Annotated in this window: 20 protein-coding genes and 4 tRNA genes; 20 read left to right on the plus strand and 4 right to left on the minus strand. The window is 63.3% G+C overall.

Features of this window, described 5'->3' with window-relative positions; translation table 11 throughout:
* Positions 1-17: 17 nt before the first annotated feature.
* The 20 genes from ACP7EY_RS11005 to ACP7EY_RS11100 all read left to right on the plus strand — a co-directional run bounded on the left by ACP7EY_RS11005 (position 18) and on the right by ACP7EY_RS11100 (position 14,805).
* Positions 18-527: a protein YgfX gene (locus ACP7EY_RS11005; protein WP_426193381.1), complete on the plus strand. Its 510-nt coding sequence runs from the start codon at positions 18-20 to the stop codon at positions 525-527.
* A gap of 68 nt (positions 528-595) precedes the next feature.
* Entirely contained in the window at positions 596-1,198 is a 603-nt protein-coding gene (gene rpoE / locus ACP7EY_RS11010; RefSeq protein WP_426193382.1) for an RNA polymerase sigma factor RpoE, read from the plus strand.
* A 99-nt stretch (positions 1,199-1,297) separates the two neighbouring features.
* The gene (locus ACP7EY_RS11015) at positions 1,298-1,645 is read left to right on the plus strand and encodes a sigma-E factor negative regulatory protein (protein WP_426193384.1); all 348 of its coding nucleotides are present in this window, start codon (positions 1,298-1,300) and stop codon (positions 1,643-1,645) included.
* A complete protein-coding gene (locus ACP7EY_RS11020) occupies positions 1,642-2,160 on the plus strand; it encodes a GNAT family N-acetyltransferase (protein ID WP_426193386.1) in 519 nt (172 codons plus the stop codon). Before ACP7EY_RS11015 ends, ACP7EY_RS11020 begins: the two co-directional genes overlap by 4 nt.
* A gap of 174 nt (positions 2,161-2,334) precedes the next feature.
* The gene (locus tag ACP7EY_RS11025) at positions 2,335-3,828 is read left to right on the plus strand and encodes a Do family serine endopeptidase (protein ID WP_426193388.1); all 1,494 of its coding nucleotides are present in this window, start codon (positions 2,335-2,337) and stop codon (positions 3,826-3,828) included.
* Positions 3,828-4,118, plus strand: a complete 291-nt coding sequence (locus tag ACP7EY_RS11030) for a glutaredoxin family protein (protein ID WP_426193390.1) — start codon at positions 3,828-3,830, stop codon at positions 4,116-4,118. Before ACP7EY_RS11025 ends, ACP7EY_RS11030 begins: the two co-directional genes overlap by 1 nt.
* Positions 4,119-4,457: 339 nt before the next feature.
* Positions 4,458-6,248 (plus strand): translation elongation factor 4, encoded by a 1,791-nt coding sequence (gene lepA, locus ACP7EY_RS11035; RefSeq protein WP_426193392.1) that lies wholly within the window; start codon positions 4,458-4,460, stop codon positions 6,246-6,248.
* Positions 6,248-7,162, plus strand: a complete 915-nt coding sequence (lepB, locus tag ACP7EY_RS11040) for a signal peptidase I (protein WP_426193394.1) — start codon at positions 6,248-6,250, stop codon at positions 7,160-7,162. The genes lepA and lepB overlap by 1 nt, the downstream gene beginning before the upstream one ends.
* Before the next feature lie 23 nt (positions 7,163-7,185).
* Positions 7,186-7,587 carry a DUF4845 domain-containing protein gene (locus tag ACP7EY_RS11045; protein ID WP_426193396.1) on the plus strand — a complete coding sequence of 134 codons (402 nt, stop codon included), beginning with the start codon at positions 7,186-7,188 and terminating at the stop codon, positions 7,585-7,587.
* Between the two features lie 28 nt (positions 7,588-7,615).
* A complete protein-coding gene (gene rnc / locus ACP7EY_RS11050; protein ID WP_426193398.1) occupies positions 7,616-8,482 on the plus strand; it encodes a ribonuclease III in 867 nt (288 codons plus the stop codon).
* Positions 8,479-9,393 carry a GTPase Era gene (gene era / locus ACP7EY_RS11055; protein WP_426193400.1) on the plus strand — a complete coding sequence of 305 codons (915 nt, stop codon included), beginning with the start codon at positions 8,479-8,481 and terminating at the stop codon, positions 9,391-9,393. Before rnc ends, era begins: the two co-directional genes overlap by 4 nt.
* Positions 9,394-9,427: 34 nt before the next feature.
* On the plus strand, positions 9,428-10,240 hold the full coding sequence (gene recO / locus ACP7EY_RS11060) for a DNA repair protein RecO (RefSeq protein ID WP_426193429.1): 813 nt from the start codon (positions 9,428-9,430) through the stop codon (positions 10,238-10,240).
* A gap of 23 nt (positions 10,241-10,263) precedes the next feature.
* The gene (gene pdxJ, locus ACP7EY_RS11065; RefSeq protein WP_426193402.1) at positions 10,264-11,037 is read left to right on the plus strand and encodes a pyridoxine 5'-phosphate synthase; all 774 of its coding nucleotides are present in this window, start codon (positions 10,264-10,266) and stop codon (positions 11,035-11,037) included.
* A gap of 2 nt (positions 11,038-11,039) precedes the next feature.
* Positions 11,040-11,435 (plus strand): holo-ACP synthase, encoded by a 396-nt coding sequence (acpS, locus tag ACP7EY_RS11070; RefSeq protein WP_426193431.1) that lies wholly within the window; start codon positions 11,040-11,042, stop codon positions 11,433-11,435.
* 13 nt (positions 11,436-11,448) lie between these two features.
* The gene (uvrC, locus tag ACP7EY_RS11075; RefSeq protein WP_426193403.1) at positions 11,449-13,380 is read left to right on the plus strand and encodes an excinuclease ABC subunit UvrC; all 1,932 of its coding nucleotides are present in this window, start codon (positions 11,449-11,451) and stop codon (positions 13,378-13,380) included.
* Between the two features lie 177 nt (positions 13,381-13,557).
* On the plus strand, positions 13,558-14,142 hold the full coding sequence (gene pgsA, locus ACP7EY_RS11080) for a CDP-diacylglycerol--glycerol-3-phosphate 3-phosphatidyltransferase (RefSeq protein WP_426193405.1): 585 nt from the start codon (positions 13,558-13,560) through the stop codon (positions 14,140-14,142).
* Between the two features lie 149 nt (positions 14,143-14,291).
* A tRNA-Gly gene (locus tag ACP7EY_RS11085) sits at positions 14,292-14,367 on the plus strand.
* A 72-nt stretch (positions 14,368-14,439) separates the two neighbouring features.
* Positions 14,440-14,515: transfer RNA gene (locus tag ACP7EY_RS11090), tRNA-Gly, on the plus strand.
* Positions 14,516-14,572: 57 nt separating this feature from the next.
* Positions 14,573-14,648: transfer RNA gene (locus tag ACP7EY_RS11095), tRNA-Gly, on the plus strand.
* An 83-nt stretch (positions 14,649-14,731) separates the two neighbouring features.
* Positions 14,732-14,805: transfer RNA gene (locus tag ACP7EY_RS11100), tRNA-Cys, on the plus strand.
* A 195-nt stretch (positions 14,806-15,000) separates the two neighbouring features.
* Here the strand turns inward: ACP7EY_RS11100 and ACP7EY_RS11105 are convergent.
* From ACP7EY_RS11105 to ACP7EY_RS11120, 4 genes are all read right to left on the minus strand, one after another.
* Positions 15,001-15,579, minus strand: coding sequence for a TadE/TadG family type IV pilus assembly protein (locus ACP7EY_RS11105; protein ID WP_426193407.1), 579 nt, complete (start codon positions 15,577-15,579; stop codon positions 15,001-15,003).
* Positions 15,566-16,048 (minus strand): TadE/TadG family type IV pilus assembly protein, encoded by a 483-nt coding sequence (locus tag ACP7EY_RS11110; RefSeq protein ID WP_426193409.1) that lies wholly within the window; start codon positions 16,046-16,048, stop codon positions 15,566-15,568. Before ACP7EY_RS11110 ends, ACP7EY_RS11105 begins: the two co-directional genes overlap by 14 nt.
* Positions 16,045-17,568, minus strand: coding sequence for a pilus assembly protein TadG-related protein (locus ACP7EY_RS11115; RefSeq protein ID WP_426193411.1), 1,524 nt, complete (start codon positions 17,566-17,568; stop codon positions 16,045-16,047). The genes ACP7EY_RS11110 and ACP7EY_RS11115 overlap by 4 nt, the downstream gene beginning before the upstream one ends.
* Before the next feature lie 283 nt (positions 17,569-17,851).
* Positions 17,852-19,138 carry a DUF445 domain-containing protein gene (locus ACP7EY_RS11120; protein WP_426193413.1) on the minus strand — a complete coding sequence of 429 codons (1,287 nt, stop codon included), beginning with the start codon at positions 19,136-19,138 and terminating at the stop codon, positions 17,852-17,854.
* Between the last annotated feature and the right edge of the window lie 224 nt (positions 19,139-19,362).

The following is a 19,362-nucleotide window of genomic DNA, read 5'->3' on the forward strand; positions in this document are numbered from 1 at the left end:
CTCACATTGGAGGGCACATGTCCATCGCGGTGTCGGTGCCGCTTGTTCCGTCGCGCCTGTTGCGCCGGCTGATGCGGGGTTTTGCCGGCCTCTGCCTGGCCATGGCGCTGGCCTGCGCCCTTGGCTGGGCGGGTCCGGCATGGCTGCCAGCGGTCAGCGCAGTGCTGTGCCTGCTTGCCGGGTTTGCGGTCCTGCGCGCCTCGGCCGTGCACTCGCGCGCGCGTCCAACCGCGCGCACGCTTGACGTAGTCGGACCCGGCGGCCTGGTGCTGACGGTACAACAGGGGATGGGTCGGACCGATCGCTTGCAGGTGCGCCTGCTGGGAGAATCGACCCTGTGGCCGGGTCTGCTGGTGTTGCGCCTGGCGGGCGCACACGGTCCCTTGCCGGCACTGTTGCTGTGTGCCGACAGCGTGCCGCCAGGCCAGTTTCGCCGGCTGAGCATGGCATTGCGAGCGGTGGCGGCACGCCCTGCGGCGGAGGCGGCGCTGGCAGGGGCGTCAGAAAAATATTATCAAAATCATTGAACTTATTGCAGCGCGGGAACTCTTATACATAAGAAGACAACGCCGGCACAAACTACGGGACCGTTGCAGTGACGACAGAACGCGAGTGTGATCAGTTGCTGGTGGAGCGCGTCCAGGCTGGCGACCAGCAGGCTTTCAACCTGCTGGTGGCGAAGTATCAGCGCAGATTGTTGCGGCTGGTGGCGCGATTGGTACATGACCCGGCGGAGGCGGAAGATGTTGTTCAAGAAACGTTCATCAAGGCGTACCGGGCCCTGCGGCATTTCCGCGGTGATGCCGCGTTTTATACATGGCTGTACCGAATCGGCATCAACACGGCAAAAAACTTCCTCGTCACCCAGGGGCGGCGGGCGCCCACCTCGACCGAGGCCGACGCCGAGAAGGCCGAGGGGTTCGACGACGCCGACAACCTGCGCGACATCAACACGCCGGAGTCCGTGTTGGCCAGCAAGCAAATTGCCTTCACCGTCAACGCCGCCATGGAAGCGCTGCCGCTGGAGCTACGCACTGCCATCGTGCTGCGGGAAATCGAAGGGCTCAGTTACGAGGAAATCTCGGAAGTCATGGCCTGCCCCATCGGCACGGTGCGCAGTCGAATATTCCGGGCGCGGGAAGTCATCGCAGAAAAATTGCGGCCCTATCTGGAATTGCCGGATGACAAGCGGCGTTAATCCGCATCCGCCAATGATGGTGCATTTACCGGTGCCTGCTTGGTATTACAATGTTGGCAATAGTCGAGTTAACTGATCCTGAACGTGATGGAAATCCTGATGGACGCACACAAAAAAATTCGCGAACATATCTCCGCCCTGGGCGACGGTGAGCTGGCCTCGAGCGATCTCGAGCTGGCGACGGCGGCGCTGCTATCGCCCGACGGCGAAGTCGCCTGGACCGCCTATCACCGTATCGGCGATGTGCTGCGCGGTGAGGCGGCGCCCGAATTTTCGCCCGGATTCAATGCCCGGCTGGCGGCGCGGCTGGCGGTGGAGCCTCTTCCCATGCGTCGGGCGGGGGGGGCGGCAGTGCCGGCCCCGGCCCCGCTTGCGGCCGCCGCGACGCCCCCTGCGGTGGCGCCCAGCGCCGCCGACGGCGCCGTCAAGGCCCTCACCACGCCATGACGGGCGTCGACCCCATCGGGGTGCGGCACACCGCCGCCGCCGACTGGGCCCTGCTCAAAGGGCTGCGCCTGGCGGCACTGCGCGATGCGCCCACGGCGTTCGGCGTCAGCCATGCGCAGGCGCTGGCCGACCCCGACAGCGACTGGCAGCGCCGCGCCGCGGGCACGGGGCCTTCGACCTTCTTCCTGGCGTTCGAGCACGACGAGGCCATCGGCATGGCCGCCGCCGTGGCTGTCGATGACAGGCGGATGGGCCTGATCGCCATGTGGGTCAGTCCACCGGCGCGGGGGCGCCAGGCGGGCGCCGGCGGCGGCGTGGCCGACCGGCTCGTCGATGCCGTCAAGGCGCGCGCCGCCGACGCCGGCGCAAGCGAACTGATCCTTGAGGTGGCGCCGTCGAACCGCCGCGCCGTCGCCCTGTATGCGCGCCACGGCTTCGTCTTTCAGTCCCACGTGGAATACCTGGCCAGCCATCCCCACATCGCGCTGCGGCGGATGGCATGGCCAGTGGAATAGCCGCGCCAGGCATCGTGGCGCCCGGTTTATCGAGCGCGCCAGGCGTGCCTGTGGCCCCGTGCGATGCATGGCGCATGGCGCATTGCTGCCGGCGCCGGCCACAGCGCGTGACGCGACAACAACACAAATTTGCCTTACCATGACATCAATTGCCGACTTGATCCTATGGACTCCATGACCACTCTGCCACTCGCCCACCGCCGTCTCTTGTCTATCGCTGTTTCCGCCCTGTTCGGCGCCGCCGTCGCGCTGGCCCCGGCCGCGCCGGCCCTTGCCGCCGCCCCCGTCGCCACCCCGGTGGTGACGGGCTTGCCGGACTTTACCGACCTGATCGACAAGGTCGGGCCGGCCGTGGTGAATATCCGCACCACCGAAAAAGTCCGTGCCAACCAGGGCCAGCCAGGTGAAGAAGAGATGCAGGAATTCCTGCGCCGCTTCTTCGGTCAGGGGGCGCAGGGCACGCCGGGCCAGCGCAGCCCGCGCCGCCGCGCGCCGCAGCAGGATGAAGAAGTCCAGCGCGGGGTGGGCTCGGGCTTCGTCATTTCCGGCGACGGCCTGATCCTCACCAACGCTCACGTCGTCGAGGGCGCCGACACCGTCATCGTCACCCTGACCGACCGGCGCGAACTCAAGGCCAAGGTGCTGGGCGCCGACAAGCGCACCGACGTGGCGGTACTGAAAGTCGACGGCGCCAATATGCCCTTCCTGCGCATTGGCGACTCGAACAAGATCCGCGTGGGCGAGTGGGTGATCGCCATTGGCTCGCCGTTCAACCTGGAAAACTCCGTCACCGCCGGCATCATCTCGGCCAAGGCGCGCGACACGGGCGACTACCTGCCCCTGATCCAGTCCGACGTTGCCGTCAATCCCGGCAACTCGGGCGGTCCCCTGATCAATATGCGCGGTGAGGTGGTGGGCATCAATTCGCAGATCGCCACCTTGTCGGGCGGCTACAACGGCATTTCCTTCGCCGTGCCCATCGATGAAGCCATGCGCGTCTCCGACCAGATCCGCAAGACCGGCAAGGTCTCACGGGGCCGCCTGGGCGTGCAGATCGGCGAAGTGAGCAAAGACGTCGCCGAGTCGCTGGGCCTGGGCCGCGCGCGCGGCGCCGAGGTCTCGCTGGTGGAGCCGGGCGGTCCGGCCGACAAGGCGGGCATCCGCACCGGCGACATCATTCTCAAGTTTAATGGCACGCCCATCGAAAAAAGCGCCGACCTGCCACGCCAGGTGGGCGCCAGCACGATCGGCAGCAAGGCCAGCGTCACCGTCTGGCGCAAGGGCCAGTCGGTCGATATTCCCGTCACCATCGCCATGCTCGAGGACGACAAGGCGGCCGCGGCCAGGCCGACGCCTGCCAAGCCAAAGCCGGAGGCGGTGGCCAACGCCATCGGCCTGCACGTGTCGAACCTGAGCGCGGCCCAGAAAAAAGACATCAAGGGCAGTGGCGTGCTGGTCGATGCGGCCGAAGGCGCGGCGGCTCAGGCCGGCCTGAAGTCGGGCGACATCGTCATGCAACTCAATAATGTGGAAATCAACGACGCCAGCCAGTTCAACGAACTGGTGAGCCGACTCGACCCGAAAAAATCAGTGGCGCTGCTGGTGCGCCGCGACAACGCGCAAGGCGCCGCCACCACCGCCTACGTCGTCATCCGCCCGCGCACCTGATGGTCGCGCCGGATGCGGCGGCCGGGCCGCCCCGCTTCACCCTGTACAGCCGCAGTTACTGCCACCTGTGCGAGGACATGCTGGCAGCGCTGCAGGCGATGGCGCCGGCCGGGGCGCCGTTCGACGTCGACGTCGTTGACATCGATAGCGATGCGGGCCCGTCCCTGCTGGCGCGCTTCGACGAACTGGTGCCGGTGCTGTTCGGCGACGATCCGCACGGCGCCGCACTGTGCCACTACGTTCTCGACGAAGCGGCCGTCGCCGGTTGGCTGGCGCGTCGCGCCCCCTGAGCCGCTGGCGCCCGTAAATTATGCGCGAATGCGCATAATTTTGCGTTTAAAAAGGCGCTGTGCGCGGCGCCGCCCCTTGCCTGCAGCGAGCGGGGCGGGATTAACCGGGCTTTCTACCCCGAAATCCGGTAAAATGCGAGGGTCGGAAAAGCTTGTGTCCGCCTAAAACGCTTCTCTCGCAGCTTCTTTCGCTTGAATGGGCGCTCGTCCGGGATCGGCCATGCCACATGGCGCCGCCCCGCTGAGCGCTTTTTTCGTTGCGCAGCAAGCTTTTACCCGGCATCTCGGACAATTGCACCTGGCGCCGTCGCCTCCTCATCCTGGCCTTTGAATTTGTTAATGAACAACATACGTAACTTCTCCATCATCGCCCACATCGACCACGGTAAATCGACCCTGGCCGACCGTATCATCCAGATTTGCGGCGGCCTGTCCGACCGCGACATGGAAGCCCAGGTGCTCGATTCGATGGACCTCGAGCGCGAACGGGGCATCACCATCAAGGCGCAGACGGCAGCGCTGCATTACAAGGCGCGCGACGGCGTGGTGTACAACCTGAACCTGATCGACACCCCCGGTCACGTCGACTTCAGCTATGAAGTGTCGCGCTCGCTGTCGGCCTGCGAAGGCGCGCTGCTGGTGGTCGACGCGTCGCAGGGCGTGGAAGCGCAGACCGTGGCCAACTGCTACACGGCGCTCGACCTGGGCGTGGAAGTGGTGCCGGTACTGAACAAGATCGACTTGCCGCACGCTGATCCGGCCAATGCCATCAAGGAAATCGAAGACGTCATCGGCATCGATGCCACCGACGCCGTGCAGTGTTCGGCCAAGAGCGGCCTGGGCGTGGAAGACGTGCTCGAGCGCCTGATCGAACGGGTGCCGCCGCCGAAAGGCGATTCCGATGCACCCCTGCAAGCGCTGATCGTCGACTCGTGGTTCGACAATTACGTGGGCGTGGTGATGCTGGTGCGGGTCATGAACGGCACCCTGAAACCGAAAGAAAAAATTCTCCTGATGGCGTCCGAGTCGACCCAGCTGGTCGAGTCGGTGGGCGTGTTTTCGCCCCGTTCGCAGCCGCTGCCGCAACTGTCGGCCGGGCAAGTGGGCTTCGTCATCGCCGGCATCAAGGAATTGAAGGCGGCCAAGGTGGGCGACACCGTCACCCACGCCGCCAGGCCGGCGCCGGCGCCCCTGCCGGGCTTCAAGGAAGTGCAGCCGCAAGTGTTCGCCGGCCTGTTCCCGGTGGAAGCGAACCAGTACGACGCCCTGCGCGACTCGCTGGAAAAGCTGAAATTGAATGACGCCGCCCTGATGTACGAGCCGGAAGTGTCGCAGGCGCTGGGCTTCGGCTTCCGCTGCGGCTTCCTTGGCCTGTTGCATATGGAGATCGTGCAGGAACGTCTCGAGCGCGAGTTCGACATGGACCTGATCACCACGGCGCCCACCGTGGTGTACGAAGTCGAGCTGCGCGACGGCACCATCGTCAAGGTCGACAATCCGTCGAAGATGCCCGAGACGACCAAGATTCTCGAAGTGCGCGAGCCCATCGTTCACGTCAACCTGTACATGCCGCAAGAGTACGTCGGTTCCGTCATCACCCTGTGCGTGGGCAAGCGCGGCGTGCAGCAGGACATGAGCTACCACGGGCGCCAGGTCAAGCTCGTGTACGAAATGCCGATGGCCGAGATCGTCCTCGACTTCTTCGACAAGCTCAAGTCGACCTCGCGCGGCTACGCGTCGATGGACTACGAGTTCAAGGAAAACCGCGCCGCCGACGTCGTCAAGGTCGACATGCTGATCAACAGCGAGAAGGTCGATGCGCTGGCCATCATCGTGCACCGCTCGAACGCCACCTACCGGGGCCGCCAGGTGGCGGCCAAGATGCGCGAGCTGATTCCCCGCCAGATGTTCGACGTTGCCATCCAGGCCGCCATCGGCGTGAACGTGATTTCGCGCGAAAACGTCAAGGCGCTGCGCAAGAACGTGCTGGCCAAGTGCTATGGCGGCGACGTCAGCCGCAAGAAAAAGTTGCTGGAAAAACAAAAAGCCGGTAAAAAGCGCATGAAGCAGGTGGGCTCGGTGGAGATCCCGCAAGAAGCTTTCCTGGCAATCTTACAAGTGGACGATTAATGACCCTGCAAACCATTTTGGGCAATTTCGCCCTGATCCTGTTCGTGTTGATGGTGATCACCGGTGTGATCTGGTGCGTCGACCGCTTCGTGCTGGCGCGCCAGCGCCGCGTGGCCGCCGATGCCGCTCTGAAGGCGCTCGACGCCCGCAATGCGCGCCTGGCGTCCGAAGGCATCAAGGCCGACAGCGTCAACCGCGCCGCCATCGAAGCGGCGATCCTGCGCCAGCCCACCTGGGTCGAGTATTCGGGCAGCTTTTTTCCTGTCATCGCGCTGGTGTTTGTCCTGCGCTCGTTCCTGTACGAGCCGTTTAAAATCCCCTCGTCGTCGATGGTGCCGACCCTGCTCATTGGCGACCTGATCCTGGTGAACAAGTACACCTACGGCATCCGCCTGCCCGTGCTGAACAAGAAAATCATCGACGTCGGCGACCCGCAACGGGGCGACGTGATGGTCTTTAAATACCCGAAGGACATGACGCAGGATTACATCAAACGGGTCGTTGGCGTGCCCGGTGATAAAATCACTTACGAAAACAAGCGCCTGACGGTCAACGGCAAGCCGGTCGAGTACGCGCCGATGGAAGACTACCTGGAAGAAGAGAGCCTGGAGTTGCGCCAGCAGTACAGCGAAGCCTTGCCCGGTACCACCCACCGTATCCTCACCATGAACAGCCGGCGCTCCTTCGAGCCCTCGCAAGTGGACAATTTTCCCCGGCGCGAGGCCTGCGTGTACACCGAGGACGCGTTCACTTGTACCGTTCCTGAAGGCAATTATTTCATGATGGGCGACAACCGCGACAATAGCGCGGACAGCCGTTACTGGGGCTTCGTTCCCAACAAGAACATCGTCGGCAAGGCATTTTTTGTCTGGATGAACCTGGGCAATTTCAAGCGGATTGGCAGCATTCATTGAGTCATATGGTGGAGGGGCAAGGCATGCAACAAGCGACTTTTGTGAGGCTGTCGGCGCAGCGGGGCGTGTCGTTGATGGGCCTGATTTTCGTGCTGGCGGTGATCGGCGCGGTGGCCGTGCTGGGCATGAGAGTGTTCCCCACCTATCTCGAATACAAGGCGTCGAAGGACGCCATCTTCGCGGCCAAGGCCAGCAACGGCTCCGACATCGAGATGCGCCACGGTTTCGACAAGAATGCGGACATCAACCGCATCGAGGCGATCACGGGCAAAGATTTGATCATTAGCAAAGAGACGGGCGAGACGGAGCTGAGTTTCGCCTACCAAAAGAAAATTCCGCTGGCCGCCAATTTCAGCTTGCTGATCGACTACGCCGCCACCACGGCGCCGGGCGGTGTCATGCCGGCCCCGCCGGCGCCCAAATAAGACGCATGATTAACCAACACTGTTTACGATGAATTTAACGTTATTGCAATCTCGACTGGGTTACACGTTTCAGGATGCTGGCCTGTTGCAGCAAGCCTTGACGCACCGTAGCCACAGCAGCCTGCATAACGAGCGCCTCGAGTTTCTCGGCGATTCGATTTTGAACTGCGTGGTCGCCTCGGTGCTGTACGAGCGGTTCGCCAGCATCGACGAGGGCGACCTGTCGCGCCTGCGCGCCAACCTGGTCAAGCAGCAGTCGCTGTACGAAATTGCCCAGAAGCTCGAGTTGTCGCAGTTCCTGCGCCTGGGCGAAGGCGAATTGAAATCGGGCGGCTTTCGGCGTCCCTCGATCCTGGCCGACACCCTTGAAGCCTTGCTGGGCGCAATTTTTCTCGACACGGGCTTCGAGGCGGCGCGCGCGGTGATCCGGGCGTTCTACATTCCCATCCTCGATTCGGTCGACCCGCGTACCTTGGGCAAGGATGCCAAGACGCTGTTGCAGGAATTTTTGCAAAGCAAGAAAATCTCGCTTCCCACTTACAATGTCGTCGCCACCCACGGCGCCGCCCACAACCAGGAATTCGAGATCGAGTGCCTGGTGCCGAAACTGAACATCCAGGTCTACGGCCGTGGCGGCAGTCGCCGCGCGGGCGAGCAGGCAGCGGCCAAGCTGGCGCTGGAAGTGGCCGAGCAGGCGCTGCTCAAGACCCCGGCGGCCGCCCGCAAGACCAAGCCGCGCGCCGCCCAGCTCAAGCTGGCCGGCATCGCCACCATCCAGAGCGATGGCGGTGCCGACGGCAGTGCCGATGGCAAGCACAAGCCGGAAGGCAAAATCGACGGCAAGCCGGACAGCAAGCCTCCCAAACACCCGCATCCAGAAACGAAGTCGGCATGAATATCTCCAGCACTGCACCGAGCACCCCCGATAACTTCCGTTGTGGCTACATCGCCATCGTCGGCCGCCCCAACGTGGGCAAATCCACCCTGATGAACGTGCTGATCGGCGCCAAGGTGTCGATCACCTCGCGCAAGGCGCAGACCACGCGCCACCGCATCACCGGCATCCAGACCGTTGACGATGCCCAGTTCATCTACGTCGATACGCCGGGTTTCCAGACGCGCCACTCGAACGCCCTCAACAAGACGCTCAACAAGACGGTCACCAATACCCTCATTTCCGCCGACGTGATCCTGTACCTGGTCGAGGCGGGCACCTTCGGCCCGGCCGACCAGCAAGTGGTCGACCTGCTGCCGAAAGAAGTGCCGGTGATCCTGGTGATCAACAAGTCCGACCGCGTCAAGGACAAGGCGGCGCTGATGCCGTTTGCCCAGCAGATCGCGGCCAAGCACAATTTTGCCGCCGTGGTGCCCGTCTCGGCCAAGTTGCGCTTCCAGGTCGATGCGCTGCAAGAAGAAATCAAGCAGCGCCTGCCGGAAAACGCCCCGATTTTCGGGCCGGACGACATCACCGACCGCAGCGAGAAATTCCTCGCCGCCGAGATCGTCCGTGAAAAAGTGTTCCGCCTGGTGGGCGACGAATTGCCCTACACCAGCACCGTGATCATCGAGCAGTTCGAGCAGGAGGGCGATCTGCGTCGCATCTTCGCCGCCGTGCTGGTCGAGCGTGACACCCATAAATCGATGTTGATCGGTAACAAGGGCGCCCGCCTCAAAGAAATTTCCACGCAGTCCCGCCTGGACATGGAAAAGCTGTTCGGCGGCCCCGTCTACCTGGAAATCTGGATCAAGGTCAAATCGGGCTGGGCCGACAACGAAGCCGGCCTGCGCGCCTACGGCTACGAATAAGGAAATCCCTGCCGTGGCGGAGCGCGTGCAAGCGATCGATGCCAGCCTTGCCTTAGTTCCCACCGAGGCGGCGGGGCAGGCCGGCACGCCGCCGGCTGTGGCGCCTGCGCCGCCGCGCCGCCCGCGCGCCTTGCCGCGCGACCGCATCAACGGCCAACCCGGCTTCGTGCTGCACAGCTACCCCTACAAAGAAACCAGCCTGATCGTCGACCTGTTCACCCGCGACTTCGGCCGCATCGGGGTCGTCGCCAAGGGCGCCAAGCGGCCCCATTCGGCGTTGCGGGGCGTGCTGCAAACCTTCCAGCCCCTGTCGATGTCCTGGAGCGGGCGCAACGAACTGCGCACGCTGATCGATGCCGAGTGGGTGGGCGGCATGTTGCCGATCGAACGCACGGCGCTGCTGTGCGGCTTCTACGTCAACGAACTGCTGGTCAAGCTGCTGGCCCGCGACGATCCCCATCCGGCCCTGTTCGACCAGTACGTCGACACCTTGAACCAGCTGGCGCACAATGAGCCGGCCCCGATTGTCCTGCGCAAATTCGAACGGGCCTTGCTGAAACAGACGGGGGTCGCCGCCGACCTGAAGCGCTGCGCGCCGTCCGGCGAGGCCGTCGTCGCTGGCACCGAGTATGTCGTCGACCCCGAGCGGGGACCGCGCCTGGCGCGCGTGTCCGACGCCTGGCCCGTCGTCGACGGCCGCACCCTGCAGGACATCGAGGCGGGCGACTACAGCGCGCCGCAGACCCAGGCGCAGAGCAAGTTGCTGATGCGTTTCCTGCTGGCCCATCAACTGGGCGGCGCACCGCTCAACACCCGCCAGATCCTGATCGATCTGATGCAGCTGTAACAATCCTTGAAAGCATATCCACCATGAGCTTCCTCCAACCTGTCGGCGCCGTCATCGACCTGGGCGTGAACATCGACCACGTGGCCACCTTGCGCAATGCCCGCGGCACGGTCTACCCGGACCCGCTGCGCGCGGCCCTGCTGGCCGAGCAGGCCGGCGCCGACGTCATCACCCTGCACCTGCGCGAAGACCGCCGCCACATCAAGGATGCCGACGTGATCGCCATCCGCCCGCAACTGATGACGCGCATGAACCTGGAAGCGGCGGTGACCCAGGAAATGATCGATTTCGCCTGCAGCATCAAGCCGCAGGATGTCTGCCTGGTGCCCGAGCGGCGCGAAGAGGTGACCACCGAGGGCGGACTGGACGTGGTGCGCTATTACCGCCAGGTCGAGGCCGCCATCAGCCAGTTGCAGGCCGAAGGCATCCGCGTGAGCCTGTTCATCGACGCCGACGAGGCGCAAATCAGCGCCGCCGCCGAACTGGGCGCGCCCGTGATCGAGTTGCACACGGGCCGCTACGCCGAGGCGCAGGGGACGGCGCTGGCAGCGGAGCTCGAACGGATACGCCTGGGCGCCCGCTTCGCGGTGGCGCGTGGCTTGAAAGTGAACGCCGGCCACGGCTTGCACTACACCAATGTGCAGGCGATCGCCGCGCTCGACGATATCGGCGAACTGAACATCGGCCATGCCATCGTCGCCCACGCCGTGTTTGCCGGCTTTGAAAACGCCGTGCGCGAGATGAAGGCGATCATGGTCGCTGCCCGCCTGGGCTTGCGTGCGGGACTGGCCCGATGAGCATGTCGATCTACGGCATCGGCACCGATATCGTGCAGATCTCGCGCATCGAGGCGGCGCTGGGGCGCAACGAGCGCTTTGCCGAGAAGGTGCTGGGGCCGCAGGAACTGGAAAAATTCCAGCACCGGCGCGCCAAGAACGAGCTGCGCGGCAAGCGTTTTCTGGCCACCCGGTTTTCTGCCAAGGAAGCGTTTTCCAAGGCGATCGGACTGGGCATCCACATGCCGATGAGCTGGCGCGCCTGCCAGATCCTCAACGCGCCCGGCGGCAAGCCCGTGATCGTCTGCAGCGGCGAATTGGAACAATTTATGCAAGACAATAAACTCAGCGCCCAGGTGACCATCAGCGACGAGGCCGACTATGGCGTCGCCTTCGTGATCGTCACCCAGCATGCCTGAGGAGATCGATCGCATGGCCGACGTACCCGCGGTTTCACCGGCGCCGCCCGCGCCGCCTGTCATTCCTGCCGCCGCCGAGCCCGCCCCGACGCCGGTGCCCGTCGATGCGCGCGCCCAGGTGCTCGCCACCGTGGCCAAGCTGCCCGGCCTGCCTGGCGTCTACCGCTACTTCGACGCCAACGACGCCGTGTTGTACGTGGGCAAAGCGCGCAACCTGAAGAGCCGGGTCTCGAGCTACTTCCAGAAAAACCTGGCCAGCCCCCGCATCGCCCTGATGGTCGAGCGTATCGCCCGCCTGGAGACGACGGTGACGCACAGCGAGGCCGAGGCCCTGATCCTCGAAGCGAACCTGATCAAGACGCTCAAGCCCCGCTACAACATCCTGTTCCGGGACGACAAGTCGTACCCCTACCTGAAGATCACCGGCGGCGCCGTGCCCCGCATGGCGTATTACCGGGGCGCGCTGGACAAGAAGAACCAGTATTTCGGGCCGTTCCCTTCGGCCTGGGCGGTCAAGGAATCGATGCAGATCCTGCAAAAGGTGTTTCGCCTGCGCACCTGCGAGGACAGTGTCTATTCGAACCGCACGCGGCCCTGCCTGCTGCACCAGATCGGCCGTTGCAGCGCGCCCTGCGTCAAGCTGATCGACGTCGACAGTTACCAGGTCGATGTCGACAACGCCGGTAAATTCCTGCGCGGGCGCCAGGGCGAGGTGATGGCCGATCTCGACGCCAAGATGCACGGCTTTGCCGCCGAGCTCAAGTTCGAGCAGGCCGCCGCCGTGCGCAACCAGATCCAGTCGCTGTCGAAAGTGCTGCACCAGCAAAGCATGGAAACGACGGGCGACGCCGACGTCGACATCATCGCCGTGGTGGTGCAGGGCGGGCGCGCCTGCGTCAACCTGGCGATGGTGCGGGGCGGGCGCCACCTGGGCGACCGCGCCTATTTTCCCACCCAGGTGGCCGAGGCGATTGGCGAGGCCAGCATCGACGTCGAGGTGGTGGCCGCCTTCATGGCCCAGCACTACAGTGAAAAATTCATTCCCGGCTGCCTGATACTCAATATCGAGTTCGACCAGCCGGCCCTGTTGCTGGCCTTGCAGGAGCAATGCGGCCACCGCATCAACCTGATTTTCCAGCCGCAGGGGCAGCGTCGCCAGTGGCTGGAACTGGCGCAGAAGAACGCCGACATTTCGCTGGCGCGCCTGCTCTCCGAGCAGGGCTCGCAGCAGTCGCGCACGCGCGCGCTGGCCGAGGCGCTGGCGCTCGACGGCGCCGACCTGGACAGCCTGCGCATCGAGTGCTTCGACATCAGCCACACGATGGGCGAGGCGACCCAGGCCTCGTGCGTGGTATTCCACCACCACGCCATGCAAAACAGCGAATACCGGCGCTACAACATCAACGACATCACCCCGGGTGACGATTACGCCGCCATGCGCCAGGTCCTGATGCGCCGCTACGAGAAAATCGCCGCGGCGATGGCCAATGGCGACGCCGTCATGCCCGACATCGTCCTCATCGACGGTGGCAAGGGCCAGATCGAGATGGCGCGCCAGGTGTTCGCCGAACTGGGGCTCGACATCAGCCTGATCGTCGGGGTGGCCAAGGGAGAGGGCCGGCGCGTGGGCCTGGAAACGCTGCTGTTCGTCGACGGCCGGCCGGCGCAGGAACTGGGCAAGGAATCGGCCGCGCTGATGCTGGTGGCGCTGATCCGCGACGAGGCGCACCGCTTCGCCATCACCGGCATGCGCGCCAAGCGCGCCAAGACGCGCCAGACCTCGCGCCTGGAGGAGATCGAGGGCATCGGCGCCAAGCGCCGCCAGCGCCTGCTGGCGCGCTTCGGGGGGCTGCGCGGGGTGGTCGACGCCAGCGTGGAGGATTTGACCTCCGTCGAGGGCATCTCGACCCAGTTGGCCGAGGAAATCTATCGTCAGTTACATTGAGCGGGGCGCTGGTGCGGCTGTCGTTTAAACGGTTTGCGTGCGCGCGCGTGAACTGGTTTAAACGGCAATTGCACGGTAGACTAGCGGCGCAAGTGCTTTACCACTCATCGGCAAGACGGCTGGCCGCCCAGGCGCCCGCTTTTCTTGCCTCACCGCAGCGCTCACCCAGTTTTCCTTATGCCTTTTAACATCCCCATCCTGCTGACCTGGTTGCGTGTTGCCTTGATACCCCTGGTGGTAGGCGTCTACTACCTGCCGATCCACTGGCTGCCCCGTTCCGACCAGGACCTGGCCGCCACGCTGGTGTTCATCATCGCCGCCGTGACCGACTGGTTCGACGGTTTCCTGGCGCGCCGCTGGAACCAGACCTCCGCCTTTGGCGCTTTTCTCGATCCCGTCGCCGACAAGCTGATGGTCGCCGGCGCCTTGCTGGTGCTGGTGCACCTCGATCGCGTCGACCATTTTATTGCTTTCATCATCATCGGTCGCGAGATCGCCATTTCCGCCCTGCGCGAATGGATGGCGCAGATCGGCGCCTCGCGCTCGGTGGCGGTCAGCTCGCTGGGCAAGATCAAGACGGCCATGCAAATGACGGCCATCCCCATGCTGCTGTTTCACGACGTCCTGTGGGGCTTTCTCGACACCCAGTTGCTCGGTGAAGCATTCATGATCATCGCCGCCATCCTGACGGTATGGTCGATGTTTTATTATTTGCGCCTGGCCTGGCCCATGATCAAGGAAAAGGGCGGCGCTGCCTTGTAAAGCGGGGCCGGGTCGTTTGTTGTAAGCGCCGGCTGCGAAGCCGGCCGGCGCCTGGTTCAACAAACAAAATGGGGCTGGTTCTTTTGTTTGTTTTTTAGGGGTTCACATTTGCGGAATCATCCCCTATAATGCGTGCCTGTCGTGACGAAGCGGGAGTAGCTCAGTTGGTAGAGCGCAACCTTGCCAAGGTTGAGGTCGAGAGTTCGAGACTCTTCTCCCGCTCCAGAGTATCGGAAACGTCGCACAGTTATCCTTGAAAAAAAACATTTTTTCTGCGATAATCGTTGTCTTGCAAATGCGGGAGTAGCTCAGTTGGTAGAGCGCAACCTTGCCAAGGTTGAGGTCGAGAGTTCGAGACTCTTCTCCCGCTCCAGTGTTTTTACTGGTGTGTTCGCAAGATGAAAAATGGTATAAATAGTATGACTCCAATGCGGGAGTAGCTCAGTTGGTAGAGCGCAACCTTGCCAAGGTTGAGGTCGAGAGTTCGAGACTCTTCTCCCGCTCCAGAATTCTACAAAGGGAAGCCTGGCTTCCCTTTTTGTTGATCCGGCGCTAAGCTCATTTTGCGCATAAGGATAGTATGGTTTCTGGCGAGGTAGCAAAGAGGTTATGCAGCGGCCTGCAAAGCCGTTTAGACGGGTTCGATTCCCGTCCTCGCCTCCAGAATTTAGTTGTACGATCAAAAAAAATAGCCCACTTTCGAGTGGGCTATTTTTTTTGGTGCGGCCTTGCATCGTCGCCGACGTTCGCTACCCATCAACATCAAGTCCTGGCGTCGCATCCGCAGGCGCATCGGCTTCTTGAAGAACCTTGTCGTCGTTGCTGTTGCGCGCACGGCCGATGCGCGTGCGACCTCGGTCAGTTCGGCTGCTCGCCCAGCGACTGGGCCTTGACGATGGTCGTTGCCATCGGCAGCGGCACGCTGAACGGAAAGAACGTGATCATGGGGCGAAATTGCATGGGGCGGCAGCTGTCCGTCACTTGCGGTTCGCAGATCCTGGCGCGCACCAGGCGGATGCAGTTGCTCGCATACGGGTTGAACAGGCAGTTCTGGCGGTTGGCCCCCGGGCTGGTCGGCACCGCGCCTGACGCCATTTCCTGCATGGCGTAAGCGCCACTGCTGCTGCGACTGAGCGACAGGTAATCGATCCGGACCGCCAGGTCAGTCAGCTCGGACATCATTGCCAGGCCGCCGTGGTCGCTGCGGAAAATGGCGTTCGTGCGCACATCGTCCATGGCCGTACTGCCCGGGCTGGTAACGGCGGCGCCATGGGCCGCCCGGCGCGTGACTTCCTGCAAAGTATTAAAAAGAAACATCATCCGCGCCAGCTCGATGACGGCGAAGAGGAAGGCGAAAAACAGCAGCACGATGAGGCCGAATTCGACGATCGTGGCGCCGGCCTGCCGCCGGCGCAGTGGCGCTTCACAAGCCGGCATAGCGCACCCGCACTTCCGCATGGAGCAACAGGCCTTGCGTGGGGCCAATCCGGACCCGTATGTCACGAAGAATCGGATCGTACATCCGCATTTTTACCATCACCACCAAGGCGTCCGGCGTACTGTCGCCACGGCAAGTACCACCATCGCAAGTGATGTCGATGATTGGACGCGCATTGTTGCCTGGACTGAGCTCGGCCAGTTCCGCCTCGCCGATGGCGCGCGCCAGTTTGACGATCTCGATCTCACCCAACGCCGCATTACTCTCGGTCATCTCGGCTTTACTTGACAGCGCGATAAAGGTGGCCATATCGCTGGCCGCCTTGAGCGCTACCGTGTAATGCCAGAACAGACGCCCGAAGAACAGGGTGACCGCCAGCAGGATCGTGATCACTGGCAGCACCAGGGCAAATTCGACGCTGGCCACGCCGCCCTGGCCCTGCCGGCGGCGGTTTGTCGGGATGATCATTGGAAGACTCCGATTTTGCCGCCCAGACGGTCAAACGGTACGGTGCCGGCAAACTCGGCGGCGAGTACCGAGGAGGTCGCTGGCACCGTCATGAAAAATTTCCCCACCGCGAGCACCGTGGCGCTGCTCGCGGGTGTGGTCGAGCAGTTGAGCAGTGCAACATTGAGCACCCGCCGATTCCGGATGCCGGGAGCGTGCGCCGCGCCGGGCGGCGCATACGTCACGCCGGAGTCGGTGTTGTACGGCGTGGTAACGGGGTAGCTGATCTTGGCCCCCTGAGTGTTATACAAGCTCGGCCAGACCGTCGTCGCCATGCCCGTGTAGCCTTCCTCCGGCTCGACGGGACTGGCCAGGTAGCTGGCATACGACACCGCCTTGGCATACGCCCACACGGGACCGTACTGGCCAACGGTCCCGCCCGGGTACGGCAAATCGGCGTAAGTCGAGCGGCTGCTGGTGCCCAGATACATGGTCGCCGTCTGCCCCTGCACCGCCTTGGTGGTCCACTGCAGCGGCGTCACCATGCCCGTGTAGTCGTAGGCCTTGATGTTGCTGTCGGGCGGCGCGCCGTTGGCATGGCAGACGTCGCCGTCGTATTGATCGAAGCGCGAGTTCAATTGCCGGTACAGAGACCCCAGCGGGAACGGCGACGCGACCGCCAGCGCCCCCCCGGTCAGGCCGGGAATGCCGAGTGTGCCGCTGCAGGCATACGGCCCCACCGTGGACGTGTCCAGGTTGGCCGCCAGGCCCGTGCTGCCGGGCCTGGCCAGCGGGTTGATGACAAAACTCAGTGCGGCCAGCCCATTCGGATTCAGATTGACCAGATCGTAGCTGATACCCCGGCGAAAGCCGTATTGCACCAGCTCAGCAGCCGCCCCCCCGTTCGGGCGCGAAGCGGCCGGCGCCGTCGACATGGCGCAAATTGCCAGCGGTGCGACGGCGATATCGGTGCGCCCGGCAATGGCGTCGCTGCTGGTCGTCACTGTCGCCAGCGACGGCGACAGGATGCGCGCCAGCGCCGTATTGACCACGCCCATCTCCGCCAGGGCGGCCGTGTCGACCTTGACATAGTAGATGCCGGGGGCAGTGGCGGCGGCCGAGGCCGACGTCGCATCGAGCCAGGTGCCCGCGCGCGCCGGCGTGCTGCTGAACCTGAGAGCCGCCGACGACCAGGCAATCGCCCGGCTGTGGTTCTTGAACCTGGTGACGCTGGCGGTGGCTGCCGCATCATTGACGGCATCGCTGATGCCCGCTGGCGATCCGTTGAGTCTGCGCGCCGCGCTGATGGCGACGGACCTGGCCAGGCTGTGCATTTCCGCCTGGCGGTTGTACACCATGGCCAGATCAAGGGCCAGCGCGCACACGCCAAGTATGGGAATAAGCAACAGGGCGAACATGATGGCGATGGCGCCGCCTTGGTCGTGGCGCAGGGGAAAACGGTGGGGGGAGATTGGCCAGCGGCAGTGGGTCATTGGGCACACCGCGCCGGGATTGAACATGTGTGCATCGCTCTTGCTCATGCGGCCCCCGTCGGCAGTTTTTCACAAAGAAATAGCTCGGTGCAACGAGGATAATTCTAGCGATCAACTTCTGTCGAAGCTTGATATTTGGCAAAGAGGGCCGCCTCCATGTCTTAGCCAACAATTTCGCTCGACTGGCCGTATTGGCGGCAGAGAGAAAAAGGCGATATCCGGCGCACCTGACAGGCCGCCGTCAAATACCAATCGCCATACCGGGTCCATTCACCGTGCCAGACGGACGTTGTGGCACGGCGAGCTTGCCCTCCAGCGCTCGATTCGGGCGTCAGAGCGCCAGGGTCAGCGCATGAATGAGTACGCCAACGAGGCCACCGACCAGGGTGCCGTTGATCCGGATAAACTGTAAATCGCGGCCAATCGCCAGCTCGATGCGATCACTCATTTCTTCTTTCGTCCACTTCGCCAGTTGCTGCTCGATGAAGGGCGTCACTTCGCCCCGGTGACGCTGGACCAGGGTCCGGCTGATCGATTCAATGGCGCCATTGATCCATTCGCGCGCGCCTGGCTCGGTCACCAGCACGCGCCCGGCTTTTTCCACCAGGCCCTGGGTGGCGGCCACCAAGGCCGGTGATGGCCCCTGCAGGTCGGCCAGCATGCGCGCGCGGAAGGTGTCCCACAATCCGTTCAAGGCACCTTGCACGTGCTCGCTGTGCACGAGTTGCTGTTGATAGCGCGAAATCGATGCCTTCCACGCGGGATCGGCTTTCAGCCGCATCGTGCTGTCGGCGATCCATCCGCCCACCTTGGCGCGCAGCGGGTGCTTGTCATCCTGGCGAACTTCGACAAGCTGTTTTTGCAGCGACTCGATGATGTTTGGCGTGTAGCCCTGCACCATCGATCTGATCATCGCGTTGTCGATATTCAGGCAGCGCACCAGCAGGTCGCCGATCATGTCGTGATTGTTTTCGTCGGCAAGCCAGCCGCCGAGCTTGCCGAGAATCGCATCGAGCATTTGTTCGGGCATGCCCTCGGCAACCAGGGCGTCGATACCGCCACCGGCCAGGGTCGACAGGTCGAGCCTGGCCAGTTCATCGCTTGCCAGGTCGCGAATCATGTGGCGGACCAGGTCGCCATCGGCCCGCTGCAGCAATTGCCGGGCAATACCCGCTGCTGCGTCCCCCACCTGCTTTGCATGGAGGGGATGCAGCAGCCACTCGCCCAGTAGCATGGCAATGTCAGCCTTGCGAATGCGTTCGACGACGCTCTCTTCGGTGATGAAATGATTCTCGACGAAGTTGCCGAGGCTTTTTCCAATGCTGTCCTTGCTGTTCGGGATGATGGCGGTATGCCACAGGGGGATACCAAGCGGATAGCGAAACAGTGCAACGACGGCGAACCAGTCAGCGATGGCGCCGACCATGGCCGCTTCCGCAAAGGCCTCCAGGTAGCCCCATGCGGGATGCTGGCCGTGGCGTGAACGTGCGAGGGCAAACAGCATGGTGGCTACAAGCAGCAGGGCAAGCGCGATGCGCTGCATCACGCGCAGCCGGCTGCGCCGGTAAGCATCTTCCGCAACGTCGAGCTGCTCGACAATATTTACTTCATTTTTCATGGCATCCTTGATGGTCAGCATGCGCACCCGACAAGAAGCTGGGCGCAGCATGGTAGAAACTATTGTAGCAATCTAGCAATGGCCCGAGCTGTATATATGGAAAAATTTGGCGCTTTCACCGTTACCGTGAAAGCCCATTAGCGTAAGCACGCACCATCCAAGCCCACCCCGCGATGGGTTCGAGGCGAGCGCCGGGTCCGACCCCTCGTTTCGGCGCTTGTATC

The sequence above is a fragment of the Massilia sp. DWR3-1-1 genome, assembly GCF_049898325.1.
In the GTDB taxonomy this organism is placed as follows: domain Bacteria; phylum Pseudomonadota; class Gammaproteobacteria; order Burkholderiales; family Burkholderiaceae_D; genus JAFCUW01.

Coding starts and splice junctions, on each gene's coding strand:
- lepB (WP_426193394.1), top strand. CDS start 6,248: ATGACCCTGCAAACCATTTTGGGCAATTTCGCCCTGATCCTGTTCGTG.
- era (WP_426193400.1), top strand. CDS start 8,479: ATGAATATCTCCAGCACTGCACCGAGCACCCCCGATAACTTCCGTTGT.
- ACP7EY_RS11045 (WP_426193396.1), top strand. CDS start 7,186: ATGCAACAAGCGACTTTTGTGAGGCTGTCGGCGCAGCGGGGCGTGTCG.
- ACP7EY_RS11030 (WP_426193390.1), top strand. CDS start 3,828: ATGGTCGCGCCGGATGCGGCGGCCGGGCCGCCCCGCTTCACCCTGTAC.
- ACP7EY_RS11020 (WP_426193386.1), top strand. CDS start 1,642: ATGACGGGCGTCGACCCCATCGGGGTGCGGCACACCGCCGCCGCCGAC.
- rnc (WP_426193398.1), top strand. CDS start 7,616: ATGAATTTAACGTTATTGCAATCTCGACTGGGTTACACGTTTCAGGAT.
- lepA (WP_426193392.1), top strand. CDS start 4,458: ATGAACAACATACGTAACTTCTCCATCATCGCCCACATCGACCACGGT.
- pgsA (WP_426193405.1), top strand. CDS start 13,558: ATGCCTTTTAACATCCCCATCCTGCTGACCTGGTTGCGTGTTGCCTTG.
- ACP7EY_RS11105 (WP_426193407.1), bottom strand. CDS start 15,579: ATGCCGGCTTGTGAAGCGCCACTGCGCCGGCGGCAGGCCGGCGCCACG.
- ACP7EY_RS11120 (WP_426193413.1), bottom strand. CDS start 19,138: ATGAAAAATGAAGTAAATATTGTCGAGCAGCTCGACGTTGCGGAAGAT.
- ACP7EY_RS11005 (WP_426193381.1), top strand. CDS start 18: ATGTCCATCGCGGTGTCGGTGCCGCTTGTTCCGTCGCGCCTGTTGCGC.
- pdxJ (WP_426193402.1), top strand. CDS start 10,264: ATGAGCTTCCTCCAACCTGTCGGCGCCGTCATCGACCTGGGCGTGAAC.
- acpS (WP_426193431.1), top strand. CDS start 11,040: ATGTCGATCTACGGCATCGGCACCGATATCGTGCAGATCTCGCGCATC.
- ACP7EY_RS11110 (WP_426193409.1), bottom strand. CDS start 16,048: ATGATCATCCCGACAAACCGCCGCCGGCAGGGCCAGGGCGGCGTGGCC.
- ACP7EY_RS11025 (WP_426193388.1), top strand. CDS start 2,335: ATGACCACTCTGCCACTCGCCCACCGCCGTCTCTTGTCTATCGCTGTT.
- uvrC (WP_426193403.1), top strand. CDS start 11,449: ATGGCCGACGTACCCGCGGTTTCACCGGCGCCGCCCGCGCCGCCTGTC.
- ACP7EY_RS11115 (WP_426193411.1), bottom strand. CDS start 17,568: ATGAGCAAGAGCGATGCACACATGTTCAATCCCGGCGCGGTGTGCCCA.
- ACP7EY_RS11015 (WP_426193384.1), top strand. CDS start 1,298: ATGGACGCACACAAAAAAATTCGCGAACATATCTCCGCCCTGGGCGAC.